This window comes from Methylocystis sp. S23, from assembly GCF_054106005.1.
This window is the reverse complement of sequence record NZ_CM134185.1, coordinates 480208-495879: the sequence shown is the minus strand read 5'-3', so window position 1 is coordinate 495879 and position 15672 is coordinate 480208. Positions and strand designations below refer to the sequence as shown.

The window sequence follows — 15672 nt, the reverse complement described above, 5'->3', positions numbered from 1 at the left end:
GCGGCAATCGTTAAGCGGCGCATATCCGTTTCGAAAACGCTGGATTCAGACGGAGGCGGTTTTTCGTGGGCGGCCGCCCTTGCGGCCATTCGCGCGCGCGGCCGCGATCTTTGCGGCGGTGCGCGAACGTCCGCCTTGCGCGCCCAGCTCGCGCGCCATCCATTGCTTCGACCCGAACACCCCCTGCAACAGCGCCGGCACATACAGATCAGCGTCGAGCTTCGGCCAATGCAGCCCGAGGCCGGCGGGGCTGACCTCGATTTCCGCCAGCGCGTCGGCGGGCGCGCCGGCCAGCCCTTCCGCAAGCCGCGCTGGAAACGCCAGCTCGACACCCGTGTTGAGCTTGACGACGACCCGCGAGCGATGCCGGTCATAGCGCGCCGAGACGGCATGGCCCGCCTCGCGCAGCGCCGCCATGCGCTGTTCGGCTTGCTCCAACTGCTGTTCAGTAACCGCCATGAATCGCACTCCATTGCGCGCACAGATCGGCCAGATTGTCGTTCAGCGCGTTCTCGATCCCGCCCAGCTCCGTCAGCTTGAAACCGTAGCTTTCCCGCAATTCCAGCGGACCCTTCGGGCAATGCAGGATGAACACCGCTTCGCCTTCCGCCCCTTTGACATGGACGTGAGCGGGGCGATGGTCGTTTGGGTAGATCACGACCCGCAGGCCGCCCACGCGCAAGACGGTAGGCATCGTAGCGCTTATAGCAAAAACCCAAGCGGTAGGGAATAGTTCCCTTTGCCTGTCGGAAGGATTTCTGATCGACAAGGTTGCGGCCCGGCTGTCGGCATGGACAATGACATGATCGGCGGCGCGGTCCTGAGCGGCGAGGGCGGTTTCAACATCGGCATGGGCTAATGTGCCGATCGCGCGCGGCGCCGAGATTCAGCGCCTCTCCTCAGCACCAGCGTCGCCCAGCCGTCTATGTCGTCGCGCTCGGCGAGGGAGAAGCCCTGCGCGCGATAGGCGGAGAGAACGCCGGGGACGTCGCGGGCGAGCAATCCCGAAAGCGTCAGCTCCGCGCCCGGCGCGGCGGCGCCGGCGATGGAGGGCGCGAGGAGGCGCAGGGGCTTCGCCAGGATATTCGCGAAAATGAGGTCATATTGTCCGGCCATCGCCGCATGGCGCAGGCCGGCCGCTACGACGGGGCGCACATAGGGCCCGGCGCCGTTTTGGACCGCATTGGAGCGGGCCGTCTCGACGGCGACGGGATCGATGTCGCCGCAGGCGACCGACCGATGCAGCAGCTTCGCGGCCGCGATGGCGAGGACGCCCGTGCCCGCGCCCACATCCAGCACGCGGCGCGGACGCCGGCGCTTCACGATCCGATCCAGCGCGCGCAGGCAGCCCAGCGTCGTGCCGTGATGGCCGGTGCCGAAAGCGAGCGCCGCCTCGATCTCAACGCCAATATCGTTCGGCCTCAGGCGGTCGCGGTCGTGGGAGCCATGGACGACGACGCGGCCGGCGCGCACGGGCTCGAGCCCGGCAAGCGACTTCCGCACCCAGTCTTCCTTGGCGATTTCGGCGAATTCGGCGCGGGCGGCGGTCTCGGCGTCGCTCGCCGCCTCAATTAGCGCGCGGATCGTCTCCTCGTCGGGCGCCTCCGCGAAATAGACCTCGACCGTCCAGACCGGGCCGTCATCGACCTCGAAGGCGCCGGCGGCGGTCTCCGTGGGGTCGAATGTCTCGACAATGATGTCGGCGACGGCGCGGGCGCGCCGCTCGTCGGTGGAGAGGCGCAGCACATGGCTAGCGCCGTTGGGGGGAAGGCCTTCGAGCATGTCGCGCGATTAGCACGGCGCGCGGGCGCGGTCACCCTTGCGAGTGCGCCCGACCGTCCTGCCCGGGTAGCGCTTACGCCCCTTTCTCGGGCAGGTTCAGCCGGATATGCAGCTCGCGGAGCTGCTTCGTCGTCGCCTCGCTCGGCGCGCCCATCAGCAGGTCCTCGGCGCGCTGGTTCATCGGGAAGAGCGTCACCTCGCGGAGGTTCTCCTCCTCGGCGAGCAGCATCACGATGCGGTCGACGCCCGGCGCGATGCCGCCATGCGGGGGCGCGCCATATTGGAAGGCGCGATACATGCCGCCGAATTTCTCGAGCAGCACGTCCTCGCCATAGCCGGCGATCTCGAAGGCTCGTCTCATGATCTCGGGGCGGTGATTACGAATGGCGCCCGAGGAGAGCTCCACGCCGTTGCAGACGATGTCGTATTGATAGGCGAGGATGTCGAGCGGGTCCTTGGTCTCCAGCGCCTCCATGCCGCCCTGCGGCATGGAGAAGGGATTGTGAGAGAAGTCGATCTTCTTGTCCTCGTCGTTCCACTCATACATCGGGAAGTCGACGATCCAGCAGAACTCGAAGACGTTGGTCTTGGAGAGGCCGAGCTCATTGCCGATGCGGATGCGCGCCATGCCTGCGAGCTTCGCGGCGGGAGTCTCCTGACCGGCCGAGAAGAAGACCGCGTCGCCGGCCTTCACGCCCGCCTTGGCGGCGATCGCCGCCTGCACGTCGGCTGGGATGAACTTCGCGATCGGCCCCTTGCCGACGAGCGCGCCGCTTTCCTCTTCGAAGATGATGTAGCCCAGCCCCGGCGCGCCTTCCGAGCGCGCCCAGTCATTGAGCTTATCGAAGAAGCTCCTTGGCTGCGTCGCGGCGCCGGGCGCGGGAATGGCGCGCACGGTCTTGCCCTTGAAGGCCTTGAAGCTGACATTCTCACCCTCGAACTCCTCCGAGACGTCGACGATGATCAGCGGATTGCGCAGGTCCGGCTTGTCCGAGCCATATTTCAGCATGGCCTCGCGGAAGGGGATGCGCGGGAATTTTTGCGTGACGGGCTTGCCGCTCGAGAACTCCTCGAACACGCCGCGCAGCACCGGCTCCATCGCCTCGAACACGTCTTCCTGCGTGACGAAGCTCATCTCCACGTCAAGTTGATAGAATTCGCCGGGCGAGCGGTCCGCGCGGGCGTCCTCGTCGCGGAAGCAGGGCGCGATCTGGAAATAACGGTCGAAGCCCGCGACCATCAGAAGCTGCTTGAACTGCTGCGGGGCCTGCGGCAGGGCGTAGAACTTGCCGGGATGCAGCCGCGACGGCACCAGGAAGTCGCGCGCCCCCTCGGGCGAGGAGGCGGTGAGGATCGGCGTCTGAAACTCGAAGAAGCCGCCCGCCTTCATGCGCGAGCGGATCGAGTCGACGATGCGGCCGCGCAGCATGATGTTGGCGTGCAGTTTCTCGCGGCGAAGGTCGAGGAAGCGATATTTGAGGCGGATGTCCTCCGGATAATTCTGGTCGCCGAAGACGGGAAGGGGCAGCTCGCCAGCGGGGCCGAGAACCTCGATTTCCGTCACGTAGATTTCGACATGGCCCGTCGGCATGTCCGGATTCTCGGTGCCGGCCGGGCGCTTGCGCACCTCGCCGTCGAGCCGCACGACCCATTCCGAGCGCAGCTTCTCGGCGGTCGCGAAGGCCGGCGAATCGGGGTCCGCGACGCATTGGGTGAGGCCGTAATGGTCGCGCAGGTCGATGAAGAGCACGCCGCCATGGTCGCGGATGCGATGACACCAGCCGGAGAGGCGGATTTTCTGGCCGGCGAGGGCCTCGTTGGGCTCTCCGCAGGTATGCGAACGGTAGCGATGCATGGGCCGCTTTCGGTCTCAAATCTTCAGGGAATGCCGGAAGGGCCGGCGCGTGCGCGCCAAGAAGCGCAATGGCCTTGCCCCTGTCAAGCGGCGGGGTTCCGCCGTCAGGGCCCCGTCGGGTGAACGCCGGGCATGAACGACTCCCTCGCCGTAAAGGGCCACCGCGTGCACATATTTCGAAAGTCGCCAACCCCGTCATGGCCGGGCTCGTCCCGGCCATCCACGCCGCGCGATATTCGCAAATGCGCTACGGCTGGATCTTCATCGTGACGAGCCGAGCGTCCGCGGTGCGGAGAACATTGAAGCGGCAGGGTTTTTTCTTTTCGCTCTTGCACACCGTCCCGGCGTGGATGGCCGGGACGAGCCTGGCCATGACGGCCTCCCGGAGAAGTGTGACTCCGATAGCCGTAAAGGGGAGGCATGGGGGCGGCTAACCTCCCGATCGCCCTGCTTCTCGCGGCCCTCGTCACTTCCTGAAAAACGCCTCGGCCGCCGCGTTCGCCGCCCGTTTCGCTTCAGCGCCGGCTTCAAGCCGCCTGATCTCCTCCTTCAGCGCCGCGATGCGGGCTTCGATCTCGGCGACGGAGAGCAGGTCGAGCGGCTGGCCGATCTCAATGGCTGGGCGGGGGCGAGGCGCTTCTTCGTCGGTCATGAGCTTCCTCCAGACGTCTTTCTTACCCCAACGCCAGCCTTGGCGCATCGAAACCAACCGGCGGGGGCGGCCTCTCATCCGCCCGCCGAAGCGGATTGAAAAATCAGCCCTCGCCGCGACAATTGTTTAGGCCTATCTGCTATTGTGCGCCCGCGAAGCCGAACGGGGTTCGTCCGGCCGGGGCTTGGCCGGCCGTTCGACCGTCATTGGCGGGAAGACGAGAGCGATGACGAAGTGGGTCTATAGTTTCAGCGCGGGCGGGGCCGAGGGCTCGGCCGCCATGCGGGACCTTCTGGGCGGCAAGGGGGCGAATCTCGCGGAGATGGCGGCGTTGGGCCTGCCGGTGCCGCCGGGATTCACCATTACGACCGAGGTTTGCGCCTATTTCTACGCCAATGGGCGCGGCTTCCCGGCGGAGCTCGAATCGCAGGTCGACGCCGCCATGGCCGAGATCGGCCGCGTCGCCGGCCACGCCTTCAACGACCCGAAATGGCCGCTTCTCGTCTCCGTGCGCTCGGGGGCGCGGGCCTCCATGCCCGGCATGATGGATACGGTGCTCAATCTCGGGCTCAACGACGAAACCGTCGAGGCGCTGGCGAATTATTCCGGCGACGCCCGCTTCGCCTGGGACTGCTACCGCCGCTTCATCGAGATGTATTCCTCGGTCGTGCTCGGCGTCGAGCATCATATTTTCGAGGAGGCGCTGGAGGAGCTGAAGGAGGCCAGGGGCCTGACGCTCGACACCCAATTGACCGCCGACGATTGGCGCGCGGCGGTGAAGCAGTTCAAGGGCATCGTCGAAGCCAATGCCGGCGTCGGCTTTCCGCAGGACCCGCGCGCGCAGCTCTGGGGCGCGATCAAGGCGGTCTTTTCCTCCTGGATGAACCATCGCGCCATCGTCTATCGCCATCTGCACAACATTCCCGAGGAATGGGGCACGGCGGTCAATGTGCAGGCCATGGTCTTCGGCAATATGGACGCCGGCTCCGCCACGGGCGTCGCCTTCACGCGCAATCCCTCGACCGGCGTGAAGGAGCTTTACGGCGAATATCTGCTGAACGCGCAAGGAGAGGACGTCGTCGCGGGCCTGCGCACGCCGCAGCCGCTAACCGAGGCGGCGAGCCGCGCCTCCCCCGGCGAGAAGATCTCTCTCGAAGCCGCGATGCCGAAGGTCTTCGCCGAATTCGCGAAGATCGCCGACAATCTCGAACGCCACTACCGCGACATGCAGGACATGGAGTTCACCGTCGAGCGCGGCAAGCTCTGGATGCTGCAGACGCGGGGCGGCAAGCGCACCGCGCGCGCGGCTTTGAAGCTCGCCGTCGACATGGCGAATGAAGGGCTCATCACGCGCGAGGAGGCGCTGCTGCGCGTCGAGCCGACTTCGCTCGATCAATTGCTCCATCCGACCATCGACCCCGCCGCGCGACGCGACATTCTCGCGACCGGCCTGCCCGCCTCGCCGGGCGCGGCCTTCGGCGAAATCGTCTTCAATCCGGAGGAGGCGGAGACGCTCGCGACATCGGGCCGCAAGGTCATTCTCGTGCGCACCGAGACGAGCCCCGAGGACATTCATGGGATGCACGCCGCGGAGGGCATTCTCACCGCGCGCGGCGGCATGACCTCGCACGCCGCCGTCGTCGCGCGCGGCATGGGCAAGCCCTGCGTGACGGGCGCGGGCGCGCTGCGCATCGATTATGACGAGCAGTGCCTCACCGTCGCCGGCAAGCGCTTCGCCAAGGGCGACAAAATCACGATCGACGGCTCGGCCGGCCACGTCATTGCGGGCGAGGTGAAGATGCAGCGCCCGGAGCTCACCGGCGAATTCGCCGTGCTGATGGGCTGGGCGGACCAGGTGCGCCGGCTGAAGGTCCGCGCCAACGCCGAGACGCCGTCCGACGCCCGCGCCGCGCGCCGCTTCGGCGCCGAGGGCATCGGCCTCGCGCGCACCGAGCATATGTTCTTCGAGGGCGAGCGCATCGTCGCGGTGCGCGAGATGATCCTCGCCGACGACGCGGAAGGGCGAAAGGCGGCGCTCGCCAAGCTGCTGCCGATCCAGCGCGAGGACTTCAAGCATCTCTTCGAAATCATGGCGGGGCTTCCCGTCACGATCCGCCTGCTCGATCCGCCGCTGCACGAATTCCTGCCGCATACGGACGCCGAAATGGCGGCGGTGGCGCGCGCCATGGGCGCCGATCCGGTGAAGCTCAGGCGCCGCGCGCTGCAGCTTTCGGAGTTCAATCCCATGCTGGGCTTTCGCGGCGTGCGTCTCGCCGTGGTCTTCCCCGAGATCGTCGACATGCAGGCGCGGGCCATCTTCGAAGCCGCGATCGAGGCGAGTCTCTCGACGGGCGAGCCCGCGCATATCGAGATCATGGCGCCGCTGGTCTTCGCCGGCGGCGAGCTCAATCTCGTCAAGGCGCGCATCGAGGCCATGGCGAAGCTCGTCGAGGACGAGACGGGCGTTCGTCCGAGCTGCCATATCGGAACGATGATCGAATTGCCCCGCGCCGTGCTGCGCGCCGGCGAGATCGCCGCTTCGGCGGATTTCTTCTCCTTCGGGACCAACGACCTGACCCAGACGACGCTCGGCATTTCGCGCGACGATTCGGGCTCGTTCCTGAACGCCTATGTCGAGAAGGGGCTTTTGCCGCACGATCCCTTCGTGTCGATCGACCAGGAGGGGGTCGGCGAGCTTGTCGCGCTCGGCTGCGAGCGCGCCCGCAAGGCGCGGCCGGACATCGCGCTCGGCGTGTGCGGCGAGCATGGCGGCGATCCGGCCTCGGTGGCGTTCTTCGAGAAGATCGGGATCGACTATGTGTCCTGCTCGCCGTTCCGCGTGCCGATTGCTCGATTGGCGGCGGCGCAGGCGGCGCTCGGAAAGAAGGCCGAAGGGACGGCGTAACCGCCTGGGAGGGTCGGCGCGCGGCGAGTCGCGTCTTCAATCTTTCCCGTTGGAGCCGTCAAAAGCCCCTGCTCGCGGCATTGTCGCCGCGGCCTCACCCCAGCCCGAAGCGCTTCGCGCTTCGACCCTCCCCCTCAAGGGCGCTCACGAGCTTTCCATCTCTTCGTCCATGTGATTCGCCTCGAAGCGCCGCACGATGAGGCGCACGAGATAGAGGCCGAATTCCGGGTTCTGGAAATAGAGCTGCTCGAATTGCTCATAGGTGATCGTGAGCAGCCGCACGTCGCTGAGGCATTTGGCGGTCGCCGTGCGCTTGCCGGATTTGGTGAAGAGCGCCATCTCGCCGAAGATCGCGCCGGACTCCAGCGTCACGCCGCGCTCGACGATCTCGACCCTGCCTTCGACGATGACATAGGCCTCGTTGGCGACGTCGCCCTTCTCGAAGATGTAGTCCGTGGCGCGCACGCTTTCCGGGTGCATGAAGGGCTTCAGCCATTCGATGTTGAGATCGTTGGCGTTGGCCTCACGCACGCTGTCGATGAGGCGGTTCATCTCCCGCAGGCGCGAAAAGTTGAGCGGCAGGTTGATCGCGTGCTTGGCGATCGTCGGCAGGGTTCCCGTCAGGAGTCCGTAGGTCACGCCGAGCACGTTGCACACCATCGCGGTGATGCGCAGCGGGATCATTCGCTTCATATAGGCCGTGCCGACGACGGTCGCGGCCTCCGCCCAGGCCAGCGCCGTCAGCGCCGCTGCTCCGGCGTATTTGCCATTGTCGGAGGTCGCCCAGCTCGTCACCGCATCGATCAGATCGGACATTGTCTCTCCTTCGGTTGCTCGCGCTTAGCCTTTACCTTCCGCCAAGACAAGCGCAAGAAAAGCCTTTGCCGCTGGACTTTCCCGCGCGGCGGCGCACATTTCGCGCATGCGACAGGCGACAGGAATTCTCCGGATCGAGACCGGCGGACGCGGCTTTTACGAATTCACGGGCGGGCTCGCGGATTTCGTGCGGAGCCGGCGCATAGGCGAGGGGCTGCTCACCGTCTTTTGCCGGCACACTTCGGCCTCGCTCCTTATCCAGGAAAACGCGGACCCTTCCGTCCTGAAGGATCTTGAGGCGGTCTTCGCGCGGCTCGCGCCGGAAGGGGCGGGCTACGCCCATGATACGGAAGGCCCTGACGACATGCCGGCGCATATCCGCGCGGCGCTGACGCAGACGCAGCTTTCCATTCCCGTCATAAACGGGGCGCTCGCGCTGGGGACGTGGCAGGGGGTTTATCTTTTCGAGCATAGAAGACGGCCGCATCGGCGGGAGATTGCGCTGCATGTGATGGGGGAGTGACTGACGTCCCTCTCGCCGTGACTACGGAGAGAGGGGGCCGCATCACTCCTGCCGCGCCATCATCGCCCCACAAGAGGACTGCCGCGCGGGCGCGCATGCAACCGGCGCGGGCGCCTCATTCTGGCACGCAAGCGGCGCCGGCGCCGCAACCAATCCGCAAGCCTAATGCGCTGATAATCAAGATCAGAAAATTCTCGCAGTCGGGCGCCGGCGTCGGCCTGCGCGTCGGATCCGGGCAGGCTTATGCGTCGTCAGTCGAAAGCGCGTTGGGTTTTTGGCGTCATGGTTCCCTGGGTCGTCAGCGTGACGGCGCCCTGGGCGTTGGGCGTCGGCGTTCTCGTCTCCTTCACGGCGAGCGCCGGCCAGGACGCCGCCGGCGACTGGAATGTCGCGCCGCTCACCGCCCGCGCCCGCGCGATCGCCGCGCCCGCGACCCTGCAGCTCGCCTCTTTCGGCGAGATCGCCGCCGGCGAATTGGGGTTGCCGGGCCAGAGCCGGGCGCTGGTGCAGAGCGCGAGGCTGATGATCGGGGCGCCCGACGATCTTCGCTCCATCCCCGACGAGCGGGAGCCGCATGTCGATCTGAAGCCCGACGTGAAGCATTTTCCACAGGTCGACCGCACGCATAAGGGCGATCCCATCGTCGCCATGCGGCCCGGCTTCGAGACGCGCGTCATCAGCCCCTCCACGCTCGGCCTCGCCGAGCCCGCGCGTCTGACCTTTCGCATCGACGGCAGGAATGCGGCGCGCACGAGCCTGACGCTGGCGCCGCGCGGCGCGATGCCCGGCGACGAAGCGATTTACGAGGCCGAGGCCGCGCGCGCCGAGGCGATGACGACCACGCAAACCCAGCGGGCGACGGCGGCCGCCTCGCCATCGCAAAGCGCCTCGAGCGCCACGTCGCGGTCGAACGAGCCGCCGCGCGAGCCGGCCTATCAGGCGCTCGCCGAACGCGCGCTGCATGGCGCGACGCCCTCGGTCTCGCGCGCGGTGGCGCTCGGCTCCACGACCCCGGCCCAGGCGGACGCGCTTCCGATCGAGGTCTCGGCCTTTCCGCGCGCGACGCTGGCGCTGGGCGCGCCTTCAAAGTCCGGCGCGCGTCCCGATTACGCGTCCCTCATCGACCGCGACAATATGGACCGTGAGCGCCGCTGCCTGGCGGAAGCCGTCTATTTCGAATCGCGCAGCGAGCCGGAGGCGGGGCAGGCGGCCGTGGCGCAGGTCGTGCTCAACCGCGTTCAGAGCGGGCTCTATCCGGCGTCGATCTGCGGCGTCGTCTATCAGAACCGGCATCACTACAAGGCGTGCCAGTTCTCCTTCGCCTGCGAAGGCAAGTCGCTCCGCATCACGGAGCCGGAGTCGTGGGCGGCGGCGGTGCGCGTCGCCAATGAGGTGATGGACGGCCGCACCTATCTGACCGAGGTCGGCCGCTCAACGCATTACCATGCGACCTATGTGAAGCCGCGCTGGGCGCGGGCCTTGACGCGCATGGACATGATCGGCCGGCACATCTTCTACCGGCTCAAGCCGGGTCAGACTTGACCGGCCGGCGCTTCGCCTTGCGCCGCCACGCGCCGCCGGTATGGGCATAGACGAGAATCCAGGTCCAGATCGTGAGCGCGATCCAGGCGGAGGCGATGGGATGCGCCGTCGTCATTTCGGTAAAGGCGTGCATGTCGGAATCTCACGCGCTGAAGTTGTGCGTAGCTTTCCTCCCGCGACGTTAAAGGTCCGGTTAAGCGGGCGCCTAAGCTTTGGCGGTCGCCATTCATGCTTTCGAATATGACGAATGGCGCGTTAAGGGCGCCGCGCCGCGCGCGCAAGTCCGCGGACGGAATTGCCTAAGTAGAAGTCGGGCGGAAGATCGGAGATGCGCAATACCGCTTCCCTCGCGCGGCCTTGCGCAAGCAGGGCCGCGCGCAGCGTTCCGGCCAGAAGCCCGCAGGAAAGCGGCGGCGTCAGCAGGACGCCGTCGCCTGGGACGAAGAGATTGCAGCGCGCGCTTTCGCAAAGCTCGTCGCGCTCGTTAAGAAACAACACTTCATCGGCACCGTGCCGCTGCACGGCCCGCGCGAGCTCCTCCTCATAGAGGGCGCGCCGCGTCGTCTTGTGCCGTAGCAGGGGGTCGGCCGAGTCGAAACGGCGCTCCGCAAGCGCGACGCGCCAGACGGCTTCGGGCGGAACGGCGTCGATGGGCGTTTTGCTCACCTCGATCGCGCCGTCGCGGGAAAGGACAAGCCGAACGCGCAGCCGCTCGGCAGGGGCGGGAATCTGCTCCCTCTCCCCGCAAAGAGCGTCGAAAGACGCCCGTCTTTCGGCGGGCTTTGCGGGGAGAGGGCCGGGGTGAGGGGCAAGCGCCCCGTCGCCGCCTGCCCCTCGCCCCGGCCCTCCCCGCGGGCGGGGAGAGGGGGAAGCGTCGTCGGCGACAAAATCTGGAACAGCGCGTTCCAGCGCCGTCTTCACCTTCTCCTCGTCGTGACGAAAGCCCAGCGCCGCGCTCGACGCGGCGAGGCGGGCGAGATGCTCGGGGAGCAGGGCGTAGCCCTCCCCCGGCGTCCAGAGCAGGGTTTCGATCAGTCCGAAGTCTTCGCCCCGGTCAGGAAGCGGGCCTTGATCAGACATTCCTCATACTCTTGGGCGGCGCGCGAATCGGCGACGACCGCCGAGCCGACATTGCAGACAAGCTCGTTGTCGGGAAAGAGCGTCAGGGTGCGGATGGCGACGTTGAAGCGGAGGTCGCCGTCGGGCGCGATGAGCCCCAGCGAGCCGCAATAGACTCCTCTCGGCGCGCATTCGAGATCGCGGATGATTTCCATGGCCCGGATCTTCGGCGCGCCCGTCACCGAGCCGCAGGGGAAAAGCCCGGTGAAGAGGTCGGCGAGCGTCACGTCGTCGCGAAGGCGCGCCTCGATGCCCGAGGTCATCTGATGCAGCGTCGGATAGGTCTCGACGGTGAAGAGGTCGGTGACCTTCACCGAGCCGACTTCCGCGAGGCGCGAAAGATCGTTGCGCAGCAGATCGACAATCATGAGGTTTTCGGCGCGCGATTTCTCGTCCTCGACGAGATATTGGGCGCGGGCCATGTCCTCGGTCGGCATGAAGCCGCGCTGCGCCGTGCCCTTCATCGGCCGGGCGCGGATATGGCGGCCATGCGCCTCGAAGAAGACCTCCGGCGACAGGGAGACGACCGTCTCCTCGCCGAGCGCCACGACGCCGCCATAGGCCACGGGCTGGCGCTTGCGCAGGCCGCGATAAAGGGCGAGCGGATCGCCCTCATGGCGGCCATGGAGCGGGAAGGTGAGATTGATCTGATAGACGTCGCCCGCGAAGATGTAGTCGATGCACGCCTGGAAGCGCTCGGCATATTCCGCCTCCGTCCAGGCGGGGGTCAGCGGGATTTTGAGGGCGGGGCCTTCCGCCGGCGGCAAGGTCCAGGGCTTGGGGGCCTTGAAGGCGCCGAAAAGCAGAAGCGGCGCGCGCGGGCGCGGCGTCGTCTGCGTCCAGAATTTTGGCTCCAGCGCATAGCCGAGCTCGTAGGAGGCGTAGCCCGCGAGATAGAGCCCGCGCTTTGTCGCCGCCTCCATTCGGGCGAAGGCGTCCCTGGCCTCGCTCGGCTCTCGGGCGACGATGATCTCCTCGGGCTCGTCGAAAAGCAGCGCCCGGCCGCCCTCGCGCCCGTCCTCGAACACGACATAGGGCCGCGCCGGCGCTTGGAGCTGCGTCGGGGCAAGGGGCTTGGCGTCGGCGTCGGGCATTTCTCGGGGGGCTCGTTTCACGAAGATGTTACATAAGACCAGGACGATCGGGTGAATAGCAATCTTGCATGTCCGGCGCCCCTGCCTCCCCTTTTACGGGGAGGCCCGCCTTCCCCTATGAAAGGCCGCGCGTTTCCGCAATCGGATTTCGTCGACGGGAAGCCGAGGGGGTTTTGATCTCGGGCCCGGGGCGGGCTATTGAAGGCCATGTCCGCCTCGCAACCCCCGCAACCCCTGCGCATACTCTTCATCGGCGACGTGCTCGGCCGCTCCGGCCGCGCGGCGGTGACCCGCCACGTCCCGCGCCTGCGCGAAAAATGGGCGCTCGATTTCGTCGTCTGCAACGGGGAGAATTCGGCGGGCGGCTTCGGCATCACCGAGGCCATCTGCGAGGAGATGGTGAATGCGGGCGTCGATTGCGTGACGCTCGGCAACCACGCTTTCGACCAGCGCGAAACTCTCGTCTTCATCGAGCGCCAGCCGCGCCTGCTGCGGCCGATCAACTATCCGCCGGGCACGCCGGGCAGGGGGGCGAATCTCTTCGCCGCCGCGCGGGGCCAGCAGGTGCTCGTGGTCAATCCGATGGGCCGCGTCTTCATGGACGCGATCGACGACCCCTTTGCGGCGATGGAGAAGGAGCTCGGCGCCTGCCCGCTGGGCGTCGGCTGCGACGCGATCGTCGTCGACATGCACGCCGAGACCTCGAGCGAGAAGATGGCCATGGGCCATTTCGTCGATGGAAGGGCGTCGCTCGTCGTCGGCACGCACACCCATGTGCCGACCGCCGACGCGCAGATCCTGCCCGGCGGCACGGCCTATCTGACCGACGCCGGCATGACCGGGGACTATGATTCCGTCATCGGCATGGAAAAGGAGGAGCCGCTGCGCCGCTTCATCCGCAAGACGCCGGGCTCCCGCTACGAGCCGGCCAATGGCGAGGCGACGCTGTGCGGCGTGGCGATCGAGGTGGGCAAGGACGGACTCGCGGCGATGATCTCGCCCGTGCGGCTCGGCGGAAGGCTGCGGCAGGAATGGCCGCAGGAATGGGGCGCGCCGTAGCGGTTAAGGCTTGTGAGGCCTCCGCTTCAGCGCAGCAGCACATAGCCCCGGCGCTCCAGGCAGCGATTGACCACCAGCACATAGTCCTGCGCGGCCGCGTCGGCCGCCGCCGCGCCCTGCGCGCTTTGCGCCGCGCCGCTCGCGCCGATGGCGGCGCCCGCCGCATCGGCGGCGCCCGTTCCCGTGAAGAGGCCGGTCGCCGCGCCGAGGCCGGGGACGGGCGCGTAGCGCGCGACATTCGCCGCCGCCGAAAGCGCCGCGCCGGCGGTCGCCTGCTGCGCGCCGGCGGCCGCCTGCGCCTGCCCGGTTCGCGCGCCGCTCTCCTGCGGCGCGGCGCGATCGCGGCAAAAGGCGAGGTCCTTCGCGTATTTCTTTTCCTTGAACCCCTTGGCGTCGCGGTCGACGAGCGGATCATAGATCGCGCCCTGCGCGTCCTGCGCCCGGACCGGCGCGGCGGCGGCGAGCGCGAAGGCGAGAGCGAAGAGGAAGGAAAAAGCTTTATTGGTCGCAAACATATCGTCAGCCCCATTAACGTTGTCGGCCCCACGATCGACCGTCGCGGGAGCCCAAGCGGCAAGGCTTGTAAAACTTTTGTTAACCTCGCAAAAGGTGGCGCGTTGTCGCCCGTCCGACCGCGGCGCGAGGAGAAGGCGGGCGCGGAGGCGCCTACCATTGGCGGCGAAGGTCGATTAAATAGCGCAGAAACATAAGCTGCGACGCGAGCGGAGCCGGCCATATGAAATGGGAAGATCTACAGACATCCGAGAACGTCGAGGACCGCCGCGGCGAAGAGGGCGGCGGCATGTTCGGCGGCGGGCCGAGCATGGGCGGCGGCGGCATCGGCCTCGGGACCATGGTCATTCTCGGCATTATCGGCTGGGCGCTCGGCATTAATCCCGCCCTGCTGATCGGCGGCGCGGAGATGCTGGGCAAGATGCGCGGCGGCGGGCAGGTCGTGCGTCAGGACCGGCCGCACGAGACGTCCCAGCCGACCGATCAAATGGGGTTGTTCGTCGCCAAGGTGCTCGGCTCCAATGAGGAGGTCTGGTCGGCGGTCCTGCCCGAGCAGAAGGGAATCCAGTTCCGCGCCCCGCGCCTCGTCCTCTTCGACGGCGTCACGGATTCGCGCTGCGGCGCGGCGCAGTCGGCCATGGGGCCATTCTATTGCCCGATCGACCAGCGCATCTATCTCGACACCTCCTTCTTCCGCGACATGAAGCAGCGTTTCGGCGGCGGCGGCGATTTCGCCTATGCCTATGTGATCTCGCATGAGATGGGCCATCACATCGAGAATCTGCTGGGCATCCTGCCCAAGGTGCAGCGCGCCCAGGCCCGCGCGAGCAGCCGGGCCGAGGCCAACGCCCTTTCGGTCCGCGTCGAGCTGATGGCCGATTGCCTCGCCGGCGTCTGGGCCAATAACGGCAACGCCCGCAACCGTTTCCTGGAGGAGGGCGACATCGAGAAGGCCGTGGCCTCCGCTCAGGCGATCGGCGACGACCGGCTTCAGAAGGCGCAGCGCGGCTATGTCGTGCCCGACAGCTTCACTCACGGCTCCTCCGCGCAGCGCACGGAATGGCTGCTGCGCGGCCTGAAGAGCGGCCGCGTCGACGAGTGCAACACCTTCAGCCGGTAGGCGATACGCCCGTCATTGCGAGCGAAGCGAAGCAATCCAGGAGCCGTGTCGCGGCGCCGGATCGCCGCGTCGCAATGACGGTTTCCCGACGTTTCCGTTCAGAACGTCCGGCGCGCGCTGCTCTTCAGTTCGGCGCCGCGCAGCCGCCTTGCAAGCACCTTCAAATCCCCGCTGGCGGCGCTTCGCAGCGCGGTCTTGCGCGCGATGATTCCCACCGGCTCGGCCAGGCTTGGCGCGAGCCGCGTGAGGAAGGAGGTCGGCGCCGCGCGCAGCACCAGCGACCGCCCGCCCGCGCCATAGGCGAAGGCGTCGTTCACCTCGTCGACGAAGCCGCGCTCGACGGCGTGTCCGGCGAGCAGCAGCAGCGCCTCCTCGTGGCGCGCGAGGTCGAGCGCCCGCGCCAGCCCTTCCTCCTTGCCGGGCGCCTCGACAAGCGCGCAGCCCGCTTCGTCCGCGACGCGCTCGAGCCCGCGTCCCGGCGCGCCCACGAGCACGGCGTCGGCGACGAGTCCCTGGACGCAGGCCTCGACGAGAGACGCGAGGCTGCGCGCGACGGCGTCGCGACGCAAGGGCTGGGCTGGCGCGTCATAGGCGAGAAGAATGGCTGTCAGCATCGAGGGATGCATAGCCGAAACAAGAGCGCGACGGAATGTGGCGCCAAATAATCGTGCTTGGACGCCAATCCGTGGGCG

Annotated in this window: 17 protein-coding genes; 5 read left to right on the top strand and 12 right to left on the bottom strand. The window is 67.3% G+C overall.

From position 1 onward, the window contains the following. Nucleotides 1–45: 45 nt before the first annotated feature. From ACV7JP_RS02605 to ACV7JP_RS02580, 6 genes are all read right to left on the bottom strand, one after another. Nucleotides 46–459: a DUF2442 domain-containing protein gene (locus ACV7JP_RS02605; RefSeq protein WP_457797701.1), complete on the bottom strand. Its 414-nt coding sequence runs from the start codon at nt 457–459 to the stop codon at nt 46–48. Next, on the bottom strand, nt 446–694 hold the full coding sequence (locus ACV7JP_RS02600; protein ID WP_457797700.1) for a DUF4160 domain-containing protein: 249 nt from the start codon (nt 692–694) through the stop codon (nt 446–448). The genes ACV7JP_RS02605 and ACV7JP_RS02600 overlap by 14 nt, the downstream gene beginning before the upstream one ends. 161 nt (nt 695–855) lie before the next feature. Then, nucleotides 856–1782, bottom strand: coding sequence for a 50S ribosomal protein L11 methyltransferase (locus ACV7JP_RS02595; protein ID WP_457797699.1), 927 nt, complete (start codon nt 1780–1782; stop codon nt 856–858). 73 nt (nt 1783–1855) lie between these two features. Further along, nucleotides 1856–3637, bottom strand: a complete 1782-nt coding sequence (gene aspS, locus ACV7JP_RS02590) for an aspartate--tRNA ligase (RefSeq protein WP_457797698.1) — start codon at nt 3635–3637, stop codon at nt 1856–1858. Nucleotides 3638–3884: 247 nt separating this feature from the next. Then, nucleotides 3885–4010 (bottom strand): hypothetical protein, encoded by a 126-nt coding sequence (locus ACV7JP_RS02585; RefSeq protein WP_457797697.1) that lies wholly within the window; start codon nt 4008–4010, stop codon nt 3885–3887. Nucleotides 4011–4103: 93 nt separating this feature from the next. After that, the gene (locus ACV7JP_RS02580; RefSeq protein WP_457797696.1) at nt 4104–4289 is read right to left on the bottom strand and encodes a DUF1192 domain-containing protein; all 186 of its coding nucleotides are present in this window, start codon (nt 4287–4289) and stop codon (nt 4104–4106) included. 226 nt (nt 4290–4515) lie between these two features. Here ACV7JP_RS02580 and ppdK point away from each other — a divergent pair, with 226 nt between their 5' ends. Next, the gene (gene ppdK / locus ACV7JP_RS02575) at nt 4516–7194 is read left to right on the top strand and encodes a pyruvate, phosphate dikinase (protein ID WP_457797695.1); all 2679 of its coding nucleotides are present in this window, start codon (nt 4516–4518) and stop codon (nt 7192–7194) included. 144 nt (nt 7195–7338) lie between these two features. Here ppdK and ACV7JP_RS02570 read toward each other — a convergent pair whose 3' ends face one another. Continuing rightward, nucleotides 7339–8010, bottom strand: coding sequence for a Crp/Fnr family transcriptional regulator (locus ACV7JP_RS02570; RefSeq protein ID WP_457797694.1), 672 nt, complete (start codon nt 8008–8010; stop codon nt 7339–7341). A 106-nt stretch (nt 8011–8116) separates the two neighbouring features. Between ACV7JP_RS02570 and ACV7JP_RS02565 the strand changes: the two genes are divergently transcribed. Continuing rightward, nucleotides 8117–8533 (top strand): secondary thiamine-phosphate synthase enzyme YjbQ, encoded by a 417-nt coding sequence (locus ACV7JP_RS02565; RefSeq protein WP_457797693.1) that lies wholly within the window; start codon nt 8117–8119, stop codon nt 8531–8533. A 282-nt stretch (nt 8534–8815) separates the two neighbouring features. Next, nucleotides 8816–10075 (top strand): cell wall hydrolase, encoded by a 1260-nt coding sequence (locus ACV7JP_RS02560; RefSeq protein WP_457797692.1) that lies wholly within the window; start codon nt 8816–8818, stop codon nt 10073–10075. Here the strand turns inward: ACV7JP_RS02560 and ACV7JP_RS02555 are convergent. The 3 genes from ACV7JP_RS02555 to ACV7JP_RS02545 form a co-directional block, all read right to left on the bottom strand. Beyond that, nucleotides 10056–10208, bottom strand: a complete 153-nt coding sequence (locus tag ACV7JP_RS02555; protein ID WP_457797691.1) for a hypothetical protein — start codon at nt 10206–10208, stop codon at nt 10056–10058. The genes ACV7JP_RS02560 and ACV7JP_RS02555 overlap by 20 nt on opposite strands. Nucleotides 10209–10330: 122 nt before the next feature. Further along, nucleotides 10331–11155, bottom strand: coding sequence for an aminotransferase class IV (locus tag ACV7JP_RS02550; protein WP_457797690.1), 825 nt, complete (start codon nt 11153–11155; stop codon nt 10331–10333). Continuing rightward, a complete protein-coding gene (locus ACV7JP_RS02545) occupies nt 11107–12288 on the bottom strand; it encodes an aminodeoxychorismate synthase component I (RefSeq protein ID WP_457797689.1) in 1182 nt (393 codons plus the stop codon). The genes ACV7JP_RS02550 and ACV7JP_RS02545 overlap by 49 nt, the downstream gene beginning before the upstream one ends. 234 nt (nt 12289–12522) lie before the next feature. Between ACV7JP_RS02545 and ACV7JP_RS02540 the strand changes: the two genes are divergently transcribed. Continuing rightward, on the top strand, nt 12523–13347 hold the full coding sequence (locus tag ACV7JP_RS02540) for a TIGR00282 family metallophosphoesterase (protein WP_457799018.1): 825 nt from the start codon (nt 12523–12525) through the stop codon (nt 13345–13347). Nucleotides 13348–13373: 26 nt separating this feature from the next. Here ACV7JP_RS02540 and ACV7JP_RS02535 read toward each other — a convergent pair whose 3' ends face one another. Beyond that, complete coding sequence (locus ACV7JP_RS02535) at nt 13374–13862, bottom strand: hypothetical protein (RefSeq protein WP_457797688.1); 489 nt, start codon at nt 13860–13862, stop codon at nt 13374–13376. A gap of 221 nt (nt 13863–14083) precedes the next feature. Between ACV7JP_RS02535 and ypfJ the strand changes: the two genes are divergently transcribed. Beyond that, on the top strand, nt 14084–14980 hold the full coding sequence (gene ypfJ, locus ACV7JP_RS02530; RefSeq protein ID WP_457797687.1) for a KPN_02809 family neutral zinc metallopeptidase: 897 nt from the start codon (nt 14084–14086) through the stop codon (nt 14978–14980). 98 nt (nt 14981–15078) lie between these two features. Here the strand turns inward: ypfJ and ACV7JP_RS02525 are convergent, their stop codons facing one another. Further along, nucleotides 15079–15594, bottom strand: coding sequence for a transposase (locus ACV7JP_RS02525; protein WP_457797686.1), 516 nt, complete (start codon nt 15592–15594; stop codon nt 15079–15081). Nucleotides 15595–15672 lie beyond the last annotated feature (78 nt).